At 34.0% G+C, this 23,458-nt stretch carries 26 protein-coding genes; 17 read left to right on the forward strand and 9 right to left on the reverse strand.

What is annotated here, in order from left to right; all coding sequences use genetic code 11:
• Positions 1–11 precede the first annotated feature (11 nt).
• The 10 genes from EK17_RS07060 (at position 12) to EK17_RS07100 (ending at position 9,706) form a co-directional block, all read left to right on the forward strand.
• The gene (locus EK17_RS07060) at positions 12–1,454 is read left to right on the forward strand and encodes a hypothetical protein (protein ID WP_035589110.1); all 1,443 of its coding nucleotides are present in this window, start codon (positions 12–14) and stop codon (positions 1,452–1,454) included.
• Positions 1,447–2,184 carry a glycosyltransferase family 2 protein gene (locus EK17_RS07065; RefSeq protein ID WP_051904503.1) on the forward strand — a complete coding sequence of 246 codons (738 nt, stop codon included), beginning with the start codon at positions 1,447–1,449 and terminating at the stop codon, positions 2,182–2,184. The genes EK17_RS07060 and EK17_RS07065 overlap by 8 nt, the downstream gene beginning before the upstream one ends.
• A complete protein-coding gene (locus tag EK17_RS07070; RefSeq protein WP_035589111.1) occupies positions 2,181–3,509 on the forward strand; it encodes an O-antigen polymerase in 1,329 nt (442 codons plus the stop codon). Before EK17_RS07065 ends, EK17_RS07070 begins: the two co-directional genes overlap by 4 nt.
• A complete protein-coding gene (locus EK17_RS07075; RefSeq protein ID WP_035589114.1) occupies positions 3,500–4,567 on the forward strand; it encodes a glycosyltransferase family 4 protein in 1,068 nt (355 codons plus the stop codon). The genes EK17_RS07070 and EK17_RS07075 overlap by 10 nt, the downstream gene beginning before the upstream one ends.
• A complete protein-coding gene (locus EK17_RS07080) occupies positions 4,561–5,337 on the forward strand; it encodes a glycosyltransferase family 2 protein (RefSeq protein ID WP_198018167.1) in 777 nt (258 codons plus the stop codon). Before EK17_RS07075 ends, EK17_RS07080 begins: the two co-directional genes overlap by 7 nt.
• Positions 5,330–6,514: a GDP-mannose 4,6-dehydratase gene (gene gmd, locus EK17_RS07085; protein ID WP_035589117.1), complete on the forward strand. Its 1,185-nt coding sequence runs from the start codon at positions 5,330–5,332 to the stop codon at positions 6,512–6,514. The genes EK17_RS07080 and gmd overlap by 8 nt, the downstream gene beginning before the upstream one ends.
• 70 nt (positions 6,515–6,584) lie before the next feature.
• Positions 6,585–6,752, forward strand: coding sequence for a four helix bundle protein (locus EK17_RS09430; RefSeq protein WP_198018168.1), 168 nt, complete (start codon positions 6,585–6,587; stop codon positions 6,750–6,752).
• Positions 6,688–6,933, forward strand: coding sequence for a four helix bundle protein (locus tag EK17_RS09590; RefSeq protein ID WP_198018169.1), 246 nt, complete (start codon positions 6,688–6,690; stop codon positions 6,931–6,933). The genes EK17_RS09430 and EK17_RS09590 overlap by 65 nt, the downstream gene beginning before the upstream one ends.
• A gap of 4 nt (positions 6,934–6,937) precedes the next feature.
• Positions 6,938–8,209, forward strand: coding sequence for a GDP-L-fucose synthase family protein (locus tag EK17_RS07095; RefSeq protein ID WP_051904504.1), 1,272 nt, complete (start codon positions 6,938–6,940; stop codon positions 8,207–8,209).
• A 33-nt stretch (positions 8,210–8,242) separates the two neighbouring features.
• Entirely contained in the window at positions 8,243–9,706 is a 1,464-nt protein-coding gene (locus EK17_RS07100) for a mannose-1-phosphate guanylyltransferase/mannose-6-phosphate isomerase (RefSeq protein WP_035589118.1), read from the forward strand.
• 72 nt (positions 9,707–9,778) lie between these two features.
• Here the strand turns inward: EK17_RS07100 and EK17_RS09435 are convergent, their stop codons facing one another.
• Together EK17_RS09435 and EK17_RS09440 are read right to left on the reverse strand one after the other, a co-directional pair.
• Positions 9,779–10,522 (reverse strand): ATP-binding protein, encoded by a 744-nt coding sequence (locus EK17_RS09435; RefSeq protein WP_198018177.1) that lies wholly within the window; start codon positions 10,520–10,522, stop codon positions 9,779–9,781.
• 9 nt (positions 10,523–10,531) lie between these two features.
• Positions 10,532–11,053 carry an AAA family ATPase gene (locus EK17_RS09440; RefSeq protein ID WP_198018170.1) on the reverse strand — a complete coding sequence of 174 codons (522 nt, stop codon included), beginning with the start codon at positions 11,051–11,053 and terminating at the stop codon, positions 10,532–10,534.
• Positions 11,054–11,180: 127 nt separating this feature from the next.
• Here EK17_RS09440 and EK17_RS07110 point away from each other — a divergent pair, with 127 nt between their 5' ends.
• Positions 11,181–12,272, forward strand: a complete 1,092-nt coding sequence (locus EK17_RS07110; protein WP_035589342.1) for a glycosyltransferase family 4 protein — start codon at positions 11,181–11,183, stop codon at positions 12,270–12,272.
• 181 nt (positions 12,273–12,453) lie between these two features.
• A complete protein-coding gene (locus EK17_RS07115; protein WP_035589120.1) occupies positions 12,454–12,711 on the forward strand; it encodes a ComEA family DNA-binding protein in 258 nt (85 codons plus the stop codon).
• Positions 12,712–12,763: 52 nt separating this feature from the next.
• On the opposite strand, the gene cydB is transcribed toward EK17_RS07115, so the two are convergent.
• From cydB to nadA, 6 genes are all read right to left on the reverse strand, one after another.
• The gene (cydB, locus tag EK17_RS07120) at positions 12,764–13,792 is read right to left on the reverse strand and encodes a cytochrome d ubiquinol oxidase subunit II (protein WP_035589123.1); all 1,029 of its coding nucleotides are present in this window, start codon (positions 13,790–13,792) and stop codon (positions 12,764–12,766) included.
• 12 nt (positions 13,793–13,804) lie between these two features.
• On the reverse strand, positions 13,805–15,124 hold the full coding sequence (locus tag EK17_RS07125; RefSeq protein ID WP_035589126.1) for a cytochrome ubiquinol oxidase subunit I: 1,320 nt from the start codon (positions 15,122–15,124) through the stop codon (positions 13,805–13,807).
• A gap of 106 nt (positions 15,125–15,230) precedes the next feature.
• Positions 15,231–16,064 carry an NAD+ synthase gene (locus tag EK17_RS07130; protein ID WP_035589128.1) on the reverse strand — a complete coding sequence of 278 codons (834 nt, stop codon included), beginning with the start codon at positions 16,062–16,064 and terminating at the stop codon, positions 15,231–15,233.
• Positions 16,052–16,858, reverse strand: coding sequence for a nitrilase-related carbon-nitrogen hydrolase (locus EK17_RS07135; RefSeq protein ID WP_035589129.1), 807 nt, complete (start codon positions 16,856–16,858; stop codon positions 16,052–16,054). The genes EK17_RS07130 and EK17_RS07135 overlap by 13 nt, the downstream gene beginning before the upstream one ends.
• 3 nt (positions 16,859–16,861) lie before the next feature.
• On the reverse strand, positions 16,862–17,692 hold the full coding sequence (gene nadC, locus EK17_RS07140) for a carboxylating nicotinate-nucleotide diphosphorylase (RefSeq protein WP_035589131.1): 831 nt from the start codon (positions 17,690–17,692) through the stop codon (positions 16,862–16,864).
• The gene (gene nadA, locus EK17_RS07145; RefSeq protein ID WP_035589134.1) at positions 17,689–18,603 is read right to left on the reverse strand and encodes a quinolinate synthase NadA; all 915 of its coding nucleotides are present in this window, start codon (positions 18,601–18,603) and stop codon (positions 17,689–17,691) included. The genes nadC and nadA overlap by 4 nt, the downstream gene beginning before the upstream one ends.
• A 146-nt stretch (positions 18,604–18,749) precedes the next feature.
• Here nadA and EK17_RS07150 point away from each other — a divergent pair, with 146 nt between their 5' ends.
• Positions 18,750–18,944, forward strand: a complete 195-nt coding sequence (locus EK17_RS07150) for a hypothetical protein (protein WP_035589136.1) — start codon at positions 18,750–18,752, stop codon at positions 18,942–18,944.
• 12 nt (positions 18,945–18,956) lie between these two features.
• Positions 18,957–19,292, forward strand: a complete 336-nt coding sequence (locus tag EK17_RS07155; protein WP_051904505.1) for a hypothetical protein — start codon at positions 18,957–18,959, stop codon at positions 19,290–19,292.
• A gap of 32 nt (positions 19,293–19,324) precedes the next feature.
• On the opposite strand, the gene EK17_RS07160 is transcribed toward EK17_RS07155, so the two are convergent.
• Complete coding sequence (locus EK17_RS07160) at positions 19,325–20,989, reverse strand: acyl CoA:acetate/3-ketoacid CoA transferase (RefSeq protein WP_035589139.1); 1,665 nt, start codon at positions 20,987–20,989, stop codon at positions 19,325–19,327.
• A 488-nt stretch (positions 20,990–21,477) separates the two neighbouring features.
• On the opposite strand from EK17_RS07160, the gene EK17_RS07165 reads away from it, so the two are divergent.
• The 3 genes from EK17_RS07165 to EK17_RS09110 are packed head-to-tail and all read left to right on the forward strand — an operon-like array spanning position 21,478 to position 23,455.
• On the forward strand, positions 21,478–21,843 hold the full coding sequence (locus EK17_RS07165) for a hypothetical protein (RefSeq protein ID WP_035589141.1): 366 nt from the start codon (positions 21,478–21,480) through the stop codon (positions 21,841–21,843).
• Positions 21,844–22,275 (forward strand): hypothetical protein, encoded by a 432-nt coding sequence (locus tag EK17_RS07170; RefSeq protein ID WP_035589142.1) that lies wholly within the window; start codon positions 21,844–21,846, stop codon positions 22,273–22,275. It abuts the gene before it with no gap.
• On the forward strand, positions 22,229–23,455 hold the full coding sequence (locus EK17_RS09110; protein ID WP_051904506.1) for a CoA-transferase: 1,227 nt from the start codon (positions 22,229–22,231) through the stop codon (positions 23,453–23,455). Before EK17_RS07170 ends, EK17_RS09110 begins: the two co-directional genes overlap by 47 nt.
• The last annotated feature ends 3 nt before the right edge of the window (positions 23,456–23,458 follow it).

The raw sequence follows: 23,458 nt of genomic DNA on the forward strand, positions 1-23,458 counted from the left end.
AAAGGTTAAGAATGGTATTATATGAATCTATTCAAAAATTATCTGTTGATATTTCTAATTTTATAAAAAATCATATCCATAAATTTAATGGATTCAATGTTCGATCATTTTATGGAGAAACATTTGCTTTAAATCTTTTATATTTGACGAATAATTTAGATGAAAAGAGCAAAAAAATATTAATAAGTAATTATGAAAAATTAGATAAAAGTCATCCCGAGTTTCACTGGGAATTTAATAATTATGCATTACTTTATTATAAAACCGTTTCTGGTGATAATAGTATAGATAAGTTTATAGAACCTTTAATTTTTAAAAATACTCCTTGCACTAATTGGACTCTTTTAAGAAGTAATGCAAGGTTAATGGCAAAAAAAGATGAAGATTTAGCCATAAAAGAAGCAAAAGAAAAAATAAAAAAATATCAGCTAAAATCAGGTTTAATATTAGATGATCCAGGAGTTAAATCTTTTCAGTATCATTGCTTTTCTATGGCTATGATAATAGAAATATATGAGCAAATAAAAGATGAATTTTTTAAAACTTCCTTTTTAAAAGGGGTAGAATTTATAAGACATTTTATATTATCAAATGGAGAAACTCTTTATATAGGAAGAGGTCAAAATCAATCATTTGGTTATGGTACTTTGATATATATATTAGCTGTAGCATACAAGTATACAAATGATAAGACTTTACTTGGAGATATAGATTTAGTATTAAACTTTTTGTTAAAATTTCAAAGAGAAGATGGAAGTTTTCCTTTAGTGATGAATGGGATAGAAAAAAACATTCCAAAAGTAATAGATATGCAAAATCCAGAATTTGCAGGGTGGTATCCATATAATAATTATTTTGATTATTTGCCATTCATGGGATTCTTTTTAGCAAGAGCATATTATATTTTAAAAAATTTATACTGTAGGAATATCCAATATAAACAACAAAAAGAGTATAGGGATAATGATTTTATAAAAATAGTTAAACCTAATTATGAAGCAGTATTAAGTAGACCAGGGGGATATTGGACAAATGATTTACCTATTCCTTATGTTGTAAGTAAAAGTAAAAATTTAACACCATGTTATGGTGGTGAACAATTTCAGTCAAGTTTGTATAGTTTACAAGGTATAGCATTGCCCTTTTGTGAAACATTTAAAAAATCTATAAGATGGAAGGCTATTTTATTTTTTATAAAAAATCATTTATGGATAATTTCTCTTTTTGGTATAATTATAAGAGAGTATAAGTTTTTAGATGATAGAATAGAAATATATACTTATATATATTCACCTTTTAAATTTAAAAATATTTATTTGGAACTAGAAAATAAAGAAGTATTAAATGGTGATTTAAAATTTGAAGGATATGAATATTCTGCAAGTGGTAGGTTAAAAAAATATATAAATTTTAATAAGCGAGATAAAATTGTTATAAGGGTAAGTAATGATTAGTATTGTAATACCTACTTACAAAAGACCAGATTTTTTAGATAGATTGTTAAAAAGTATAGAAAAACAGACATTTAAAAACTTTGAAGTAATAGTCGTTGATGATAATTCACCAAATTATGAAGAATACTTGCCAGTAATAAAAAAATATAAAAAAATTTTTAAAGAATTTAAGTTTTTAAGAAACACTGAAAATAAAGGAGCACCTTATAGTAGAAATAGAGGTATAAAAGAAGCAAAATATGATTTAATAGCTCTTGTTGATGATGATGATGAATGGTTGCCTAAAAAGTTAGAGATGCAATTTGAAGTATTTAAAAATAGTAATGAAAATTTGGGATTAGTATATACTTGGGCAGATGCTATTGATGAAAAAGGGAGAATAGTTTACAAATATAGGAGTGAAATAGAAGGAAATCCAAGAAAAGAAATATTAAAAGAATGTTTTATTCCTTCTCCATCGGTAATGGTAAGGAAAAAAGCCATAATAGAAGCAGGTTTATTTGATGAAAGAATGCCAAGTTGTCAAGATTGGGATATGTGGACAAGAATTATTATGAAAGATTATAGTATAAAAGTTGTAAAAGATATTGTTACGATTTACCATAAGCATGGAAGAGAGAGTATAGGTTTGTCTAAAAAGGCGAAGATCGGTTACAGGATATTTTATAAAAAAAATATTAAATATGGAATACATCCATTATTAAAATATTTAAGGAGATTATTCAGATGATAACTAAAAAGCAAATTATCATTTTATTATTTGGAGTTTTTGCTACGATTTTGTTTTTATTTAATGAAGCAAAGTTGTTGTTTTATTTATCAATTGTTTATTTTGTATATTATATTGTAGAATTTATTAGATTTAAGAGTTTTAATATTGTTTATCTGGCACATGTGTTTATAAGTATATACTTTATTCTTGGTTTATTGGTATTTAATATTTACTATTATAGAGTGTTTTTTTTACATAATATTGATGAGTCGTTGTTTACATTTAGTAATTTATCTAAAGTAAACTATATTTATCTTATATCTTTATTGTTATTAAATTGGTTTTTTAGACCCACAAAACTTTCATTTGATATTTTAATTAGTAAAACTTACTTTGAAAAAACACATATTTTATACAGCAAATTTGTGAGTTTTTATATTGTAATATATTTGTTTGCTTTAATTTTCTCTTACAAATATTTGGACGGAAGATATATATGGTTTATTCAGGAAAATAAAGGTTCTTTTGAGTTAAATTTAATTTGGAGATTAATATCTAGTGGAGGATTATATCTGTCTGCTTTATTTCCATTATATAGAATAAATGATCATTATAGTAAAAGCAGATTTATTTATTTGTTTATTTTGGTATTAGTTTTCATTTTACTATTATTAGGAATAAGAATGTACGCTGCTTTATTAATTTTTGCTATGTTGTTTAATGCTCAACTTCGAGGATTTAGGTATCAGGGTGTTGCATTGTATTTGTATTATGTTGTGTTTGGATTAGGGATTTTAAGTTTTGCTATTTTTAGGTTTCAAACATTTGATTTTACAAATACTCTGAAAATTATTGAAACAATTGCGGGTGAGTTTGTGTTTCCGCATTCTTCTTCTTTTTATATTATTATAAATCCATATTCATATAGTTTTTGGCCATATAGTTTACAAGATTTATTTTTTCAAATACTACCATTTAAATTAAATAATGAATTTAAACCTGTATTGGAAAAATATGTATCATTTTTGCTATCAAAAGGTCAAGTTGCAGGATATGGAGGATATTTTATTATAGGGCAATTGTACTTTTATTTTGGATACTTATTTTTTATACCATTATTATTAATATCTAAATTTTTTAGTTTAATGGATACAGTTTTAAGAAAAAAAAGAAATTTATATCTTGCTGTTATATTTCCAGTCTTTTTACTAATTTTACCAAGAATGCAGATATGGACTTTAAAAGCATTATTTTATAACTTCTTCTTTGTATTGATTGTTATTTATATAATAAATGTTTTAAAAAGATCTAAATATATTAGAACTAAATATTTATGCAAATAATCTACGATAATATAATTTTTTCTCTTCAAAAAGCAGGTGGAATTTCTATTTATTGGTATGAATTAATTAAAAGATTACAAAGAAAAGATAATATTATTTTTTTTGAAAAAGATAATGAAAATATTTTTAGAAAAAAGTTAAATATAAAAACTCAAAATGAAATTAAATTGCCTGTTAAGATATTGAGATATTTACCTTTTTTGAAAAAATTGCCAGAAAAATCAATCTTTCATAGTAGCTATTATCGAGTTTCTTTACAAAAAGATGTTTTAAATATAGTTACAGTTCATGATTTTACATACGAGTTTTTTAGAAAGGGAATAGCAAAAACTGTTCACTCCTTACAAAAAGGCTTTACAATAAAAAAAGCAGATGGAATTATTTGTGTTTCAAAGAATACTAAAAAAGACTTATTAAAATTTTATCCAGAAATAGATGAATCAAAAATTAAAGTTATTTATAATGGAGTAGGAGATGAATTTAAAGTTTTAGAAAGTAAAAGAGAATACTTACAAAAACATTTTCCTTATTTACAAAATAAAAAATATATTTTATATATTGGAGACAGAAGTGAATATAAAAACTTTCATATAGTAGTGGAAGTAGTTAAAAAATTAGAAGATTTTTATTTAGTTATAGTTGGAGGTAAAGAGCTTCAACAATTTGAAATTGAGATGATTAAGAATAAATACTTTCATTTAAGAGGAATTAGCGGAGATGGATTAAATATTTTATATAACAATGCATATTGTCTATTGTATCCATCAAGTTATGAGGGGTTTGGTATACCAGTAGTAGAAGCTATGAAAGCAGGTTGTCCTGTAATTAGTACTAATTTATCATCAATTCCAGAGGTTGCGGGAGATGCCGGACTTTTAGTAAATAAGATAAAAGTAGAGAACTTTCTTACAGAAATTGAAAAATTAAAAAAGAAAGAGTTTAGAAATAAATTAATTCAGTATGGCTTAAATCAATCACAGAAATTTAGTTGGGATAAATGTTTTGAAGAAACATATGATTTTTATAAAGAGATTTATAAGGAGAAATTCAATTGTTAGTTTCAATAATTACTGTTGTTTATAACAATAAAGATACAATTAAAGATGCAATTGAGTCAGTTTTAAACCAAACATATGAAAATATAGAGTATATTGTAATTGATGGCGCTTCTACAGATGGGACAGTTGATATTGTTAAAAGCTATGGAAATAGAATAGATAAATTTATATCTAAAAAAGATAATGGTATTTATGATGCTATGAATAAAGGCATAAATTTAGCAAGTGGTGATATTATAGGAATTTTAAATAGTGATGATTTTTATGTGGATAGTAAAGTTATTGAAAAAGTTGTTGAGGTTTTTAAAGATAAAAATGTTGATAGTGTATATGGAGATTTAGTTTATGTAGATAAAGATGATACTGATAAGATTATAAGATATTGGAAATCAAAAGAATATAAAGAAGGACTTTTTAAAAAAGGATGGCACCCTGCTCATCCAACTTTCTTTGTAAAAAAAGAGATTTACAATAAATATGGAGTGTTTAATTTGGATTTTAAGATAGCGGCTGATTATGAACTAATGCTTAGATTTTTAGAAAAATATAAAATCACAACATCTTATTTGCCTGAAGTTTTAGTAAAAATGAGAATTGGAGGAAAAAGTAATATTAGTATCAAAAATATAATAAAAGCAAATATTGAGTGTTATAAAGCTTGGTGCATCAATGGTTTGTCACCACCCTTTTTTCTACCTGTTTTTAAGATTACAAGAAAGTTAAGTCAGTTTTTTATCGGTGATGAAAGTAAAAGGAGGAAACATGCCTAAAAAAATAGCCCTTATTACAGGAATAACAGGTCAGGATGGAGCTTATCTGGCAGAATTTTTACTTAAAAAAGGATATGAAGTTCACGGAATAAAAAGGAGAAGCTCTCTTTTTAATACCGAAAGGATAGATCACCTTTATAAAGATCCTCACGAGGAAGATGTTAATTTTTTTCTTCATTACGGAGATTTGACAGATAGTCTTAATTTAACAAGACTTATACAGAAAATTCAGCCAGATGAAATATACAATCTTGGGGCTCAATCGCATGTGGCGGTGTCTTTTGAACAACCTGAGTATACAGCCAATTGCGATGGTATTGGAACATTGAGGATATTGGAAGCTGTTAGGTTATTGGGGTTAGTGGATAAAACAAAGATTTATCAGGCTTCAACATCTGAGCTTTATGGTAAGGTTCAGGAAATTCCTCAAAATGAAAAAACACCTTTTTACCCAAGAAGTCCATATGCTGTAGCAAAGCTTTATGCATATTGGATTACTGCAAACTATAGAGAGGCTTACGGACTTTTTGCGTGTAATGGGATTCTGTTTAACCATGAATCCCCTATTCGTGGTGAAACTTTTGTTACAAGGAAGATAACAAGAGGAGCTACAAGGATTTTATTAGGATTGGATAAAAAACTTTACCTTGGAAATCTCAACGCCAAAAGGGATTGGGGGCATGCAAAAGATTATGTTGAGGGCATGTGGCTTATTTTGCAACAGGATAAGCCTGATGATTATGTTTTGGCAACAGGAAGAACGACAGAGGTTAGAGAATTTGTTAGAATGGCTTTTGGTGAACTGGGTTTAAATGTGGAGTTCGAGGGTAAAGGTATCAATGAGAAAGGAATAATTACTGATATTGACTTAGAGATTTTGGATGCCAGGTTAAAAGAAATTAGTGCTGATAAAAATATAATTCAAAACTTAAAATCCAGAATCCGAAGTTTAGCTGGTAAAATTGTAGTAGAGATTGATCCAAGATATTTTAGGCCATCAGAAGTTGATATACTGATTGGAGATGCTTCAAAAGCAAGAGAAAAGCTTGGTTGGAAGCCCAGGCACACTCTTGAAGATTTGGTAAAGGATATGGTTTTGGGTGATTTGAAGGAAAATTATAAGGAGCTTGTGCTTAAGGAGTTTGGATTTGAGGTGCCTAAAAGTTGCGAGTTGTGAAGCGATGAGCAAATAGTATGTGGATAGTGTATAGTGAATTGTTGATAGTAGGTTGATAGTAGGAGGAGGGGTGAAGGATTACAAGGAATTGAGGGTATGGAATGAATCTATGGATTTGGTTGTGGAGATTTATAAAATAATAAAAAAACTTTCCAAAAGAAGAAAATTATGTTTTGTCAGATCAAATAAGAAGATCGGTTATATCTATCCCATCGAATATTGCAGAAGGGACCAATAGAAACACAAAAAAGGAATTTGTACAATTTTTGTATATCGCTTTAGGCTCTTCTGCAGAATTGGAGACTCAACTTTTAATAACTAAAAGGTTGGGTTATGTATCAGATATTGATATAGAATTAAAAACAATTTCAAAAATAAGAAAAATGATAAATGCTTTAATTAAATCTTTAAAGGAGTAAAAACATGAATCATGAATCATTAGCCGATAGCCATAAACTATTAACCATCAACCATAACTCCAAAATAGTGGTATTTGGGGCTTCTGGGCTCGTTGGTAGTGCTATTGTTAGAAAGCTTATTGAAAAAGGTTATTCAAATATAATTGCTACATATAACACTAAAAAACCTGACTTTTCTTCCTATATATCTTCTAACCTTAACCCATATCCCCTAACCCTTATACCTATCGATCTTACAAATCAACAAGCAGTAACTAATTTTTTCAAAGAACATCGTCCAGACTATGTTTTTTTGGCAGCAGCTAAAGCTGGCGGGATATGGGCAAATAATGTTTACAGGGCAGAATTTATTTATCAAAATATTCAAATTCAAAGTAATGTGATTCATCAAAGTTATCTAAGCGGGGTTAAAAAACTTCTGTTTTTAGGTAGCACATGCATTTATCCAAGAGATTGCCTGCAACCAATGAAAGAGGAATATTTGCTTACAGGGGAGTTAGAATACACCAACGAGCCTTATGCAATTGCTAAAATAGCAGGAATGAAGATGTGTGAGAGTTTTAATTTACAATATGGGACAAATTTTATATCTGTTATGCCTACAAATTTGTATGGTTATAATGATAACTTTGATTTAGAACAATCCCATGTCTTGCCGGCTTTATTAAGGAAAATGCATCTTGGCAGGTGCTTGGAGAATGGAGATTTTGATGAAATAAGGAGGGATTTGAATAAAAATCCGATTGAAGGAATAGATGGGCAAGCAAGCAAAGAAGAGATTTTAAAAATTTTAGAAAAATATGGAATAAAATTACTATACACCACACACTATTCACCATCCGCTGTATCAATAGAGATTTGGGGTTCTGGCAATCCGATGCGGGAATTTCTCTGGTCGGATGATATGGCTGATGCGTGTGTGTTTTTAATGGATAATATAAATTTTTGGGATATAGCAAAACTGATTAACCCTAATTTGCCAGATATGGATAATAACTCTGTTGATCCAATTACTTTTGTTAAAAGGGGTTTTGAAATAAAAAATACGCATTTGAATATAGGTACAGGTGAAGATTTGACAATTAAAGAACTTACTTATTTGATTAAGGATATAGTAGGTTTTAAAGGTGAGATTTATTTTAATACATCGAAGCCAGATGGAACACCAAGAAAGGTTACAGATGTATCCCGGATTCATTCTTTGGGATGGAGGCATAAGGTATCTCTTGAGGATGGAATAAAAAAACTTTATGAATGGTATGTTGGGCAGGGGTGATAGATGATAAAAAAGGGTTAAGGAGTTAATAGCATGAAAGCAGTTATTTTAGCTGGCGGGAGTGGTACAAGGCTTTTTCCTATGTCAAGGAAGAATTATCCAAAGCAGTTTTTAAAAATCAACAATGATAAATCTTTATTTCAAAAAACCATCGAAAGAAGTTTGCTTGCCGTTAACCTAAAAGATTTAATCATAATAACCAATAAAGACTACCAATTCCATATCAAAAACCAATTCTCAGAACTTTTCCCTTCGCTCTTTCCTGCTTACAATTCACAATTCACCATTGACCATTCACTATTTAACCTAATACTCGAACCCATAGGAAGAAACACTGCTCCAGCAATAGCTCTGGCTGCAAAGTTTGCACTTGAAAAACTAAAAGTCCATAAAGATGAGGTTTTATTTGTATCTCCCTCTGACCATATTATTTCGCCTATGGAAAAGTTTGCTGAATATATAAAAGAAGCAGAAAAAATAGCAAAAGAAGGATATATTGTAACTTTTGGTATTAAACCTACAAAACCAGAAACAGGGTATGGATATATTGAGGATGATGGTGCTTTATCACTAAATAAAACTAACCACACCATTTACAAGGTGAGAAAATTCCACGAAAAACCTGATTCAGAAACGGCTAAAAGGTACTTAGAAAAAGGAAATTACTACTGGAACAGTGGAATGTTTGCCTTTAGTATAAAGACAATTTTTGAAGAATTAAAAAAACATGCACCTGAAATTTACAAAAAAGTAGAAAATAGGACATTTGATGAGGTTTTGGAGAACTTTGAGATAATGCCAGATATTTCCATAGATTACGCTGTAATGGAAAAAACAAATAAAGCTGTTGTTTTACCCCTTGACATAACTTGGTCGGATGTAGGTTCATGGGATGCTTTTTATGAAGTAATGGATAAAGATGAAAATGGAAATGTGAAGGCCGGTAGCGTTATCGGTATTGGTACAAAAGATTCTTTAATTTTAAGCGATAAGAGGGTTGTGTCGACTATTGGCTTGGAGAATCTAATAATTATTGAAACAGATGATGCTTTGCTGGTCGCAAAAAGAGGGGATAGTCAAAAGGTCAAAGAAATTGTTAACTTATTGAAAAAGGATAGTAAATTTGTTTATTTGACAGAATTCCATACAACGGTTTATAGGCCATGGGGTAGCTATACTGAGTTTGAAAAGGATGAAAGATATAGAATAAAAAGGATTACTGTAAAACCGGGGGAGGCTTTGAGTTTGCAGCTTCATTATCACAGGAGTGAGCACTGGGTTGTTGTCAAGGGCACTGCCAAGGTTATATTGGAAGATGAGGGTCGCGAGCTTAAAGAGTTTTTTATTCATGAAAACGAAAGTATTTATGTGCCAAAAACAAAAAAACATAGGCTTATTAACCCCGGAAAAGTGCCGTTAGAAATAATAGAAGTGCAGGTAGGTGAATATGTGGGGGAGGATGATATAGTAAGATTTGAAGATAAATATAAAAGATAGATATATAATTAATAATAATTTTAAAAAGATGAATTTTAGGTATAAAGTAATTTAAATATTCAAGTGAGTATTTTAGTATATAAAATCTATATTATCGCTATCAACAATATCCCAAAAAGGTATAAATAATACTTCAGTGTTGCCCACTTTTATTTTTTCTTTAAATGAAAGATTAATTATTATAGCTCTAAGGGGAGAATATTTTTCTATGAAACTTTTCATAGATCTTTCGAGAACCGGTTTCTTTATTCTATATTTAACCTCTATTGGTATAATTTTTTCCCCGGCGTTTAGTATAAAGTCAACCTCAGCTTTATCCTTTGTTCTGTAAAAGTGGATAGAGATACCACTTAATTTTATTTTTTCTTTTATTGTATTCAGAACAAGGTTTTCAAAGATTGCACCATAATCAATTAGGTTTCCAAACATGCCTATGCTATAGTTTCTTAAACCAATATCGTTAAAGTAATAAATTGGTGTTTTTACTATTTCTTTTCTTGGATTAGCGAAATAGGGTGTCAATTTCTGGAGCACAAATGTTTTTTCGGCATACCACAGGTAATTTTTTAGAGATACAACAGAGATATTTACTTCAGATGATATTTTTGAATAGTTTACCAATCTGCCAAGCTGACTCGCAATGATTCTTACTATATCTGAGAATGCTTCGATTTTCTTAATATTTAATAGATAAGAGATATCTTTTTCCAGATAGCTGTGAAAAATTTCATCAATAATAGCTCTCTTTTCTTTTTCTGATTCTGCCGTTATAACTCTTGGGTAACCACCATAATTTAGATATTCCTTTAGTAGGATTTCTCTTTTTTAGGTTTCTATGCTAAAAAAATCTTTTAGGTTATTTTCATAGCGATAATGCGTTTTAAAATTTATAAACTCTTCAAAAGATACTGGATTTAATTCAAAAGTTCTTTTTCTTCCAATTAGAGATTCGTGAATCTTTTCCTTTAGCTCGAGGCTTCCTGAACCAGATATAATAAATTTGTAGGGTAAATTGTAGTCAAAAACACCTTTTAAGAATAAACCGGCATTTTCTTTTCTTTGAATTTCATCTATGAAAACAAATCCTTTCTGGTTGCCGATCTCCAAACGAATTTTATTTATTAGGTTTTCCTGTGATGTAAAGTATTTTTTGTCAACCTCTCTGTCTAAATTAAGATATAGTGTTTTTTTGCCCCTTTGTTTTAGCTCTTTTTCTAAAAAAAGCATGAGTGTGGTTTTTCCTACCTGTCTTGCACCAACGATCAATGTAATCTCTTTTTTGTTTAAGTGATCCCTTATCTCCCTTATGAGTTTTCTTTTTATTATGTTGTCATGTTTATTGTTCATATTTTTATTTTACTCCGATTATTTTTAAAGTCAACTTTCAAAAAACTCGGTCTAAAACAATAGAATTTAAGAAGCTTGTTTTATAATTTCCTTGCCTGCCCAACTAAAAAAGGATAAACTTTATCAAATGGTTAAATCAGCGATTTTTGGTTTTGTTATATCACTTGTAATATGCTTATTATTGATAAAATTTAGCAAGTGGGGTGGTTTTGGTGTTGATGAGATAAAGAGTGGTCCGCAGAAGTTTCACGATAAACCCACACCAAGAGTAGGCGGGGTTGGTATTTTTATGGGTTTTGCTGTGGCTGTTGTGGAGCTTTATTGGGTAGCTAATAACAAAGAACTGCTTTTGTTTCTTTTGGCCGGAGTACCGACTTTTTTGGGTGGATTGGTTGAGGATTTAACACATAAGGTTTCTCCAAAGGTAAGGCTCTTTTTGGCTTTGTTTGCGGGTTTTTTTGTTGTGTGGCTTTTGAAAGCCTCTGTTGGCTATATCGCTTTTCCAGTATTGGGCAGATTGGATTTCCCGCTGTGGTTTAGCTGGATTTTTACGATCTTTGCCATTGCAGGCGTTACAAACTCCATCAATATTATTGATGGTTATAACGGCCTTGCCTCAATGGTTTCTATAATGATCTTGCTTGGCCTGTTTTATGTGTCTTATAAATTAAATGATAAACTGCTTATGCAGCTAAGCCTTATTTTGATTTTTTCAATTGCTGGATTTTTTATATGGAATTTTCCTTTTGGCAGTATTTTTATGGGCGATGGCGGAGCCTATTTTGTGGGGTTTTCGATTGCAACAATATCTGTGTTGTTGGTGGATAGGCACAGATCAGTGTCTGTGTGGTTTCCTTTTTTGCTTGTGATTTATCCTGTTTTTGAGACACTGTTTTCTATTTATAGGAAGAAATTTTTAAGGGGAATATCTCCAGATCAGCCAGATGGATTGCATCTACATATGTTGATATATAAAAGGGTTGTTAAGTTTCTTTTTAATGAAAGCTCGCAGCAGTACAAGGTTTTTAGAAATTCATCTACCTCACCTTTTTTGTGGTTTTTGACAGGTCTTAGTGTGATTCCTGCTATTTTGTTCTGGAACAATACAAATATGCTTTTTCTGTTTTGTTTGATTTTTATTGCTATTTACCTATATCTTTACTTTTCGATTGCCACATTTAAGACGGGCAGGTTTTTGCGATTTTTAAAAGGACAGTAATTACCTGTTTATCTGCTTTTTTTAAGATTTTGATTGACATATATCCTGTGTGTTTGTATATTTGATAACTAAGTTATTTAAAAATATAGAGTTGTTTGTAATAGTTGATATTTAGCGAAGTAAGGCTTTTGCTTTTGGAAGGGGCGGGTGTGCAAAATCTATTTTTTGAGGTGGAGATGAAATGAAAAAGCTCTTGCTTTCGTTTTTGGCTGTGATATTTATGACTGCCTTAGCATTTGCAAAAGTTAACTTAAATACCGCTAATGTTAACGAACTTGTAAAGCTAAATGGCATTGGCAAAACAAAAGCTCAAGCGATTGTTGATTATAGAAAAGACCATCCCTTTAAAAAGGTTGAAGACCTTCTCAATGTCAAAGGCATTGGCCCAAAGATTTTAGAAAAGAACAAAGACAACCTCTGTGTAGGTAGCGACTGCTAAGCATATACCCGCCCCTTTTAAAAGCAAAAGCCCCCAAAGAAGGGGGCAATAATCAATATGTTTCAACCTCTTCGTCTGTTAGGTCTTCTTTTGTGATAGCGTTTTTAAATAGCAAATGAGCCCAGATCTGATATGCTATAACAATCGGCACAAAGATTACGGCCACAATCAGCATAACCTTCAGCGTATACTGGCTGGATGATGAGTTGAAAATTGTAAGATTATATTGTGGATCTATGCTTGATGGTATAAGGTTGGGGTATAGTCCAACAATGCCAGTAAAAACAACCGTTATAATCTCAACCAGGCTTGCAAAGAACGCTTTGGCATAGCTTTCTTTTGAGATAAAAACTCTAATTAAAAGCAGACTCAAAACAGCTATTGCAGGAACAATAAACCATACAGGATGTGCAAAATAGTTGTCGTATAGATGTGTTGCAAATTTTGTATAGATTAAAAACAAAACAGCAACAATTAAAAGTAAAGGCCAGATTTTTTTTGCAACAGAGCGTGAATTTTCAGCAACAGAATTGCTTGCCTTAAAAGAAAGCCACAATGCACCATGCTCAAGGAACATCAATACAAAGAATATGCCCGTTAAAAGTCCGTATGGGTTTAGAAGGCTAAATAGGGTTCCATGATAACCGTTTGCATCCATCGGCAAGCCTTCAAAAATATTGCCAAATGCCACACCAAACAGTAGAGCTGGTAAGAATGAGAAAAGGAATATTACAGCATCCCAGAACTTCTTCCAGCCTTCCGATTCAATTTTGCCTCTGAATTCAAATGAAACACCTCTTAATATCAATGATGCCAGAATGAGAAATAGAGGCGTGTAAAGGTAGCTGAACATATAGGCATAGGTTGTTGGAAATGCGGCAAATGTTGCACCGCCTGCTGTAATAAGCCATACCTCGTTGCCATCCCATACTGGACCAATCGTGTTTATAACCATCCTTCTTTGTAGATCATCTTTTGCTACAAACGGATGTAGGATTCCAGCTCCAAAGTCAAATCCATCAAGGGCAAAATACACTGCCCACAAAAGTCCCCACAGGGCGAACCATATTGTATTCAACATCGCCATACCTCCTTATTTGCCAATTTTTTCCGGTAGTTGTCTGGCATATTTTATGAGCAGATAGATATCTATAAAACCAAGAACCGAATAAAGTAAAACAAAACCGCCTATGGTCATGATAATCTGGGCAGGTGATACTGCCGTTGAGGTTGCATCTGCCGTTTTCATTAATCCATAAACAATCCAGGGTTGACGTCCGACCTCTGCAACGATCCATCCAAACTCATTTGCTAAGTAAGGTAGGGGTATGGCAAGCACCATTAATCTCAAGAACCACTTTTTATCGATCAGTTTATCTTTTTTGATGAGATAAAACGCAAACAGTGTTAGTAAAACAAACAGAGTGCCCAGACCAACCATTGTTCTGAATGAAACAAATGTGATTGTTACAGGTGGTCTGTCATCTTTGGGGAATGCTTTTAGACCTTTTACTGTAGCGTTTGGATCGTGATAGGCAAGAACGCTTAGCATCTTTGGAATACCGAATAGCTCTACAATATTCTTTTCATGCTTTTCATCGGGGATTAAAAACAGATACATCGGTGCACCTTTTTTGGTTTCCCAGATAGATTCCATCGCTGCAAGCTTTGTTGGCTGGGTTTTTGCAACCTCTGCTGCATGCATATCGCCTATAAAAAATACTGCTAATGCGGCAAACAATCCAAAATAAGCACCGATTTTGAAGGATTTTTTAAACAGCTCAACCTCTTGATTTTTCAATAGATGGTAAGCTGATATGCCCATTACAAAGAAGGATCCCACAACATAGCCTGCTGTAATGGTGTGTAGAAATTTGAGTATTGCATAGGGTTGAAGTGCTGCTGCCCAGAAATTTACAAACTCAGCTCTACCGTTTCTTAAAACATATCCCACCGGATGCTGCATCCATGCATTTGCTATTAATATCCACAGAGCCGATATGTTTGTGCCGAATGCAACAAGCCACATCGAGATGGCATGCATCTTTTTTGAAACCTTTTTCCATCCAAAGATCCAGACGCCAAGGAATGTTGACTCAAGAAAGAATGCCAATGTTGCCTCAATTGCCAGTGGTGCACCAAAGATATCACCAACGAATTTTGAATACCTTGCCCAGTTCATACCAAATTCGAATTCAAGCGTGATACCTGTGACAAGACCAAGTGCAAAGTTGATCAGGAAGAGTTTTCCAAAGAATTTTGTCATCCTTAAATAATCTTCATTGCCCGTTTTAACATAAGCCGTTTCCATAATGGCAACTAAAAACGACAGGCCAAGTGTCAGAGGCACAAAAATGAAGTGAAACAATGCTGTTAGAGCAAACTGCAACCTCGCCAATGCTACTGCATCCATACTCACCTCCACCAATTTAATTCTTTTTTAAATTTTAATATTATCCTTCTGCTTGTCAAGAAGAAATTTTAATTTTATTACTTAAGAAATATTTTCCAATATGGGACTACATGCCCCAATCCCTTAAATACCTGAAGTCTATATTGATGGTTCTTGTGCTGATTTTTGCAATAATCGGCGGGAGACGCTTGAACTGATTTTTCCTAACCCTTTGAGCTATACCTTCAACCAAGTCTTTTGAAAATCCTAACTTAACCACCTCATCAATACTCCATCTTAAATCAAACAGATGATAAAGAATAATATCTGCCTCATCGTATGAAAATCCCAGTTCATCCTCATCGCTTTGACCCACCCATAAATCGGCAGATGGCTTCTTTTTAATGATGTTTTCTGGAAGATTGAAGTATCGTGCAAGCTGGTAGATTTGATTTTTATACAGGTCTCCTATGGGGTTTAGGCTTGATGCCATATCGCCATACCATGTGCCGTAGCCAAGCAGTAGCTCTGTTTTATTGCTTGTGCCAACAACAAGTCCACCATAGGCTGATGAGTGGTCAAACAGCACTATCATACGCATCCTGGCAAGCACATTGCCCCTTCTTACATTGTTTATTTCTTCAAAGTTTTCTAAATATGCATCGGCTGCTTTTGTGATCTCTACTATTTTGTGGTTTATACCGGTATCCTCAACCACCTTTAGGGCATCATCTATACTTTCTTTGCTTGAGAGTTTATACGGCATCAGGATTCCATAAACATTGTTTTTGCCCAGTGCCTCTTTTGCAATATATGCAACAAGGCTTGAGTCTATACCGCCTGATAAGCCTATCACAGCCTTTGTAAGACCTGTTTTTGTAATCTCCTGTCTGACAAACTCAACAAGATAGTTTGATATTAGCGAGCAATCTATCTTTAATTTTTCTATCAATCTATCCATACGCCTTCCTCGTTTTTTGAAATGGGTGTAATCATCCTGATTCTTTGAACCTCTTTTTTATCTATTTCTGCAATAATCATCTCCTCTTTAAACAGCTCAGCCTCGGCTATTATTTCTCCAGCTGGATTGACAACAAATGAATTGCCAAAAAATCCTATGCCATCTTCGAAGCCAACGCGGTTTGCAAAGGCAACATAGCAGCTGTTCATAATGGCTGATGTTGTGCAGATATGCTTCCATAGATCGGGCTTTACCATGTTGTGATTGCACCAGAACGGGCTTGCCGAATGGATAACAATCAAATCGACCTGTTCGTTAAATGCCTCGCAATGGCTGTTTATGTGGAATGCATCCTCACAGATCATGATACGAGCTTTACCAAAAGAAGTATCGTAAATGGAGGTTGATGATAGCTGGCTGCCGCTTGTAAAGTATCTACCCTCCTCAAACATCCCGTAATCGGGTAAAAATATCTTTCTGTAAACCTCAATATTGGAATCCTTGATAAAACAGGCGCTGTTAAAGAAATGGCTTTTGTATTTTTCGGCAAAACCAAATAGAATCTCAATTTGAGATGATTTTGCCTTTAGATAATCAAAATAGGGGCTGTCAAAATCAACAGCTGCATCAGATACAAGGTCGCGTAAGCTGTACCCACTTGTTGCAAGCTCTGGAAAGATAACCATATTGCAGTTCTTTTCTATGGCTCTATCGGTGTAATGTTCGATCTTTTTTATGTTTCTTTTAACATCTCCTAAAATCGTATCGATTTGAGCTATAGCTATTTTAATCATAATCTACTCCACAAATTTCATATTTATATCAACCCAGCAGGCGTGGTGTGTTATTGCGCCAAGTGAGATAAAATCTACACCCGTTTGAGCATAATCTGTGATGTTGTTTTCATCAATATTACCACTTGCCTCAAAAAGTGCTTGATTTTTGAATGTTTCTATGACTGTTTTGATCTCTTCTGGTTTCATGTTGTCAAGCATAACTATGTCAACTTTTGAATCCAGAGCCTCTTTAACCATATCTATATTTGCGCATTCCACCTCTATTTTTGTGGTAAACGATATGTTTTTTCTCACAAGCTCAACAGCCTTTCTTATGCTGCCAGCTGCTTTTATGTGATTGTCTTTTATTAATACTGCATCAAATAGACCCATCCTGTGGTTTGTGCCGCAGCCTACTTTAACTGCGTATTTCTCAAAGAACCTCAAACCCGGCGTTGTTTTTCTTGTGTCTGTTATTTTTGTCTTGTAGGGCTCAATAAGCGTGGCTATTTTTTTTGTTTTTGTTGCTATGCCGCTTAATCGCTGAAGCAGGTTTAGAAGTGCTCGCTCAACATATAGCAGGCATCGATCGCTTGCCTTTATAATAGCAAGCTGATGTGATTTTTTGACTATATCGCCGTCTTTTTTTAATAACTCAATCTCAAAATTATCACAAACCGTTTCAAATAGGGGTTTTATAAATATCAAGCCAGCCACTACAAAATCCTCTTTGGCTTTGACTATAGCTCTGGCTGTTTTGTCTGTTGCTATAGAATCTGTGGTTATATCGCTGTAAAATGCATCTTCCAGTAAAAGATATTCAAAAACCTTTTTTAAATATACGGGGTTCATTGGTTTCTTTTGATTGATATCATTCTTTCAATCGGTTTTTTTGCCTCTTCGATGGTTTTTTTGTCAAGTTTAATTTCAAAACGCTCCTCTTTAAGCGATAGATATAGATCGTTGAGTGTGATCTTTTTCATATTTGTGCAAACAGATCTACTGCCAATGATGTAGAATTCTTTGTCTGGATTGTTTCTTTTAAGTTCAAACAGTATGCCTTCCTCTGTGCCTATAATAAAGCGCTTTGAGGATGAATTTCCAACAAAGTTTATAATGCCAGAGGTTGAGCCGATAAAATCGGCAGCCTCCCTTATAGCCCTGGGTGATTCTGGATGCACGGCAACTGCGGCATCAGGATACTTATTTTTTAGATCATAAAGCTGCTCTATATCGTAGGCTTCATGGACAGGGCATGCACCATTCCATAAAATAATCTCTTTATCTTTAACCTCACCTGCAACATAATCACCAAGGTTTCTATCCGGCACAAAAAGTATTCTTTTCTCTTTCAAGCTTTTTACAACATTAACGGCGTTTGCTGAGGTGCAGCATATATCTGAAACGGTTTTAACATCCACATTGGTATTTACATAAGAAACAACGGCCACATCCCCAAGTTCTTTTTTCTTGTTTAAAACGGATTCTTTATCAGCTGTATCTGCTAAAGGACAGGTTGCATCAATAACGGGTATAAGCACCTTTTTGTTGGGTGAAACCACCTTTGCAGTCTCTGCCATAAATTTAACGCCGCAAAAGACTATTATTTCTGCATCAAGTTTGCTTGCCTCTATTGCAAGTGCCAAAGAATCGCCTCTAATATCGGCAATCTCCTGTATCTCATCCATCTGGTAGTAGTGAGCCAATATTACGGCATTTTTTTCTTTTTTTAGCCTGATTATTTCGTTTTTTAAGGTTTCCATCCAAAACCCCCACAAAATTGTTAGAAAAGGATATTACAACACTCCTTTAAAATCAAGCAAAAACGGGATATATTTAAATGTGGTTGAAATTTTACCGTTTTTTTATATCATAGTTTTGGAATTAAAAAATAATAAGGGGTGGTGATATGGCAGAGATGCACACATATAAGGTGCTGGCGCTTGTGATTTACAGGGATGAGAGAAAACTGGTTACTACAAATATTGTAAGGGCAAAGGATAAAAAGGATGCAAAAAAACAGATAGAGCGAAAATATTTAAGGCTACCTGATGCAAGCGAAGTTATAATTAATGAAGAGATCGATATTATTAAACTGGTATAGGGAGGTTGAAAGATGGGAAAGATTTATGGCTATATTCAGTATGAATCCAACAGTGATAGAATAATCCAAAAGGCTGCAATAGATAAGTTTGTGAAGGAAAAATTCAATCTAACGCCTGATGATATAGAATACCTTGAGGAGGAAGTCAAGCCATACATAAGCTGGAAAAATAGAAAACTGGGTAAGGAGCTTCTGCCAAAATTATCCAAGGATGATGTGCTTGTGGTGTCTGAATCTAAAAGGCTTGGGGCAAGCTCACCTGAGGTTGATGTCTTTTTAATGTATGCAACCGATAAAGGTGCTGTAGTTTATGAGGCGCGGCTTGATACAAAAATATCTGGATATTAAAAAAAGGAGGGCTTAAAGCCCCCCCCTTATTGTTAAAGAAGTCCTGCATCTTTTAAGATGCCGTCGATGTAATCTTTTAGTGGATCAAGGTCTTTGTAGAACAAGCACTCAGGCATTGTTTTAAGGTCGTCTGCCACTTCTGGTTTGAAATCCATCTTTGCTATAACATCCTTTTCTACATCAATACCGGGTGCTATTTCGATGAGTTTCAATCCTTTCTCAGTTAGCTGGAATACGGCTCTTTCTGTTATGTATAGAATGTGTTTTCCAGATTTAACTGCCTGAGGACCGCTGAATACTATCTTAACAAGTTCCTTATTGAATTTTGTAATATTTCCATCCTGTTTGATGATCAATTTGCCGTTGTCAGCTTCGATGTCGAATTTTCCAGCTGTGAATCCACCTGCAAAGAATGTTCTTGGGCTTCCTGCGCTGATTACGGGGAATCCACCTGGACCTGAAACCCTAACGGGGCTGTAGGATGGGTTAACATTACCTTTGTCGTCAATCTGCATAAATCCAAGTGATGCAAAATCTATAATTCCACCCTCATAGTTTGAGAACATATCGGGCATAGGAATGATGGCCTGTGGAGAAATTGCAACACCGAAGTCCTGTCCAACTAAGGCAATACCACCGACAGGACCAGGCTCAACAGTTAACGCCAACAGATCGCTGTATCCAAGCTCTCCTGCAAGCCAGCTGACATAGACCGGGATTCCAATTCCCAGGTTTCCAAAGAGCGGTTTTTTAAGCTGAGCTGCGAGTCTCATTGTTTCAATCAAGACTCTACCAGCTGCGATTCTGTCTCTGATTTTATCGGGTGTTGGAAGAAGTGATTCAAGTTCTTTTGTTTTCTGAGCTTTAACCTGACCTGAAAGCCTTGGATCTGTTACATAGCTGCCGCTAACCCTGTGATATTTATCTGCATCGGGTGATACAACAGCATAATCGATTAAAGGCGCTGGAACAACAACATCCCTTGTCGGAATTGTGTCTTTTCTTGCAACATATTTAACCTGTGCTATAACCTTTCCTGGATTTGGCTGAGCCTTTGCTGCTTGAGCAATATTTAAAACTGTGCCGTAGAAGCCTTCCTCTGTCATTGTGAGATTGCCATCTGTATCGATTGTTGTGCCTCTGATTAGGGCTACATCTGGAGTTGGAGCTGTGTACATTAGCCACTCTTCGCCGTTTATATCCATCAACTCAACTTTGCATGTTTTTTTCTCTTTTGCTATTTCATTGGATGCACCGCCATCTATTCTTGGATCTAAGAAAGTGCCAAGACCAACCTTGGTTAACAGACCAGGTCTTCCGCTTGCAACTTCTCTAAACCAGTATGATGTAGTGCCTATAGCATAGGAGTAAACCTCAATTCTGTTTTCAAGGGTCATTTTCATCAAGGCCGGAGACCAACCAATAAATGGCATTAAAACGCCTCTAATGAAGTTTTGGTTTTTGTCCTCATAGAGCTCCTCAAATACTTTATCAAGACCCCTGCCAGGAACTGCTGGAAGTGTGTCTGAAATAATAAAGAGATTGTTTGGATGGCCTGTTTCTTTGTACATCTCAAAAAGTTCTAAAATCAGATACTCTGGTGCTGTTGTAAGGTTAAAACCTGAGATTGCAACAACATCTCCATCCTTGATGACGCTTAGAGCATCCCTTACTCCAACTACTTTGTTAGATAGCATATACACCCTCCTAAAGAAAAAGTATTTTTTCAAAACTAACTAAAATATAAAAAATAATTTCTAAAATGTCAATAATTAAATTGTCTTTGGTTCATAATTTAGTAAATATTGAGAAAATAGTAAAATTATAACAACTTAAAATTACCTTTGTTACACTCATCGCCACGCTTATTTTCTTCTTAGAAAGATAAATTTTTGTAGTTCTATAATTAAACGCATTTTACCATAATTTTTTTGTATATCAATATTAATATAATTTGGTTAAAGCATATAAAAAACTCGTCAAATAAGCAAATTTAAATAATATTATATTTTTAATATAACAAAAAAATACCTTGATAATGGAAAATTACTGGTAATAAAACTAAAATTATAAAAAATATGGATGAAAAATTGATTTAATTAATTAAAAAATTTCTTGACATTTAATAAAGCATATACTAAAATGCAACTGACAGTAAAAAACTATAGTGAAGGAGGTGAGAGGGGTGATAGCTTATCCAAAGTCGTTTAGAGAGCGGTTGAGCAAGCAGCAAGAAGAGATTCAAAAGCCCAAGAGTAAAGAGTCTATTGAAGTATGGAAGGCATTAACCTCTGAGGTATGGGAACTTGCCATGTCCAACTACTATTTTGAGACATGGATGTGGCAGTTTAAAAAGGTTCCTGCAGCTATTACAAGGATGTCTCAGCTTGTAGGAAAATTGCAGGAGAAGGACACCGCCGAGATTATGGAGACAGAGCTTAGAACAAAGCTTGATTACATCAAAAATGCCAAGGAGATGCTTGAATTTGCCGAGGGCAAGATTGAGGATACATTGAGAATGCTCTGGGCAAAAAAGAGGGAGCTTGAGTAAATGAGTGGAGATTTCTCGGTTTTGCCGGGTAAGATCATAGGCGGTGGCGAATATATCAGTTTTGAAGAAATTATAGAAAAGGCGAAACAGCTGGGTAAAATCACAAAGACCGGTGGCTCAAGCTATAGACTTGTGCCTTTTAATATCAGCGGCGAAGATGTTTTAGATTTTGATGATATGTATCCCACAGTTTACTTTAATGTAGATTATTCTGTGGATTTTTACATTACCGGCCTTAAGTATGAAAGGGTTGTGGAGTTTATAGAAAAATTATCCGATGTATTGGGTGTTCCTATTGAGTATGCCGATGTAGGCAACGAGGAGCCCGATCCAGAGGAGGAGGTAAAAAAATTAGAAAAATTCTTTGAAGAATTTGGAGGGTACCATGGCAGAGGAGAAAAGCAAGATAATGTCGGTTCAGGAGATCGTTAAGAGGTTTATCAAACCAAAAAGAGCCTGGTGTGTTGGTGGCTTTGGTTACACAAGAACAAATGTTTCGATTCCTCGTGAGGTTATCAGACAGAATATTCCCGATTTGTATGTTCAGACAAACGCTGGTGCAACACCTATTATGATGATGGGTGGTGCAGGTCAGCTTGCATGGGTTGAGATGACATACCTTGGTCTTGAGACGATTCAGCCTGTTTCCTATGAGGTTAGAAAGGGTCTTGAGGATGGTCAGATTGAAGCTGTTATGGATCACACCAACTACTCCTGGGCATTAAGAACAATAGCCGGAAAATACGGCATGCAGTTTGTTTCGGGTATGACAGAGCTTGGCTCAGATCTGCTTGAGTATGATACTTTTGAAAAGGCAGGTTTAAGAGGCAAAGATGATAAGGGTATGTGGATACATCCAGATATTCCTCCAAAGAGACATGCAATTATTGAAGATCCATTTGATGCATGGGGTTTGAGACCGCATCAGTATGATCCAGATAACAAGTATTCAAAAGGTGATGTTGAAGAGCCAACAATGAACAAAACAGCAGCAGAAGAGGATGGCATTTACTATGAAGCTTTAAGAAAGAGGGTAAACAAATATACAGGTAAGAAGGGGCCGATAGCCATTCTGTATCCTCCTGCAATTCCTTATGTAACAACAACGCATGTTCAGAGGGTTGGTGAGAAGGGTACAGCAAGAATCGAGGGATTGCTTGTTCCTGATGTTGAGCAGTCAATATCTGCAAAATACCTTGTAATTTCAGCTGAAAAGATCGTCCCAGAAGAAGAGCTAAGACTAAGAGCATCTGAAAACCAGATTCCATTTGTTCATGTGGATGCAATTCTTGAAGCTCCTTGGGGATGCTACCCAACAGGAAGCACATACTACTACGATTACGACTGGATGTGGTGGATGTTCTACATCAAAGCCAACAGGGCAGCAGGAACAAACGATGGTAAGAAGGCTTTGGCAGAATACTGGCACAACATAGTTGGCAAAGATGAATGGGATTTCCTGGAGAATAAAGTCGGCACAGACTACTTTAAATTTGGAAACATCGAGGCTAAATACACCTGCCCAAGCGGCGCAACAGGCTTCAAGAGGTTGTATGAGTTAAGGGCAGATGCAAAATACGGTTATAAACCAGATCTCTACAGACCTATCTAATTT

Source organism: Hippea jasoniae (genome assembly GCF_000744435.1).
Taxonomy (GTDB): Bacteria; Campylobacterota_A; Desulfurellia; order Desulfurellales; family Hippeaceae; genus Hippea; species Hippea jasoniae.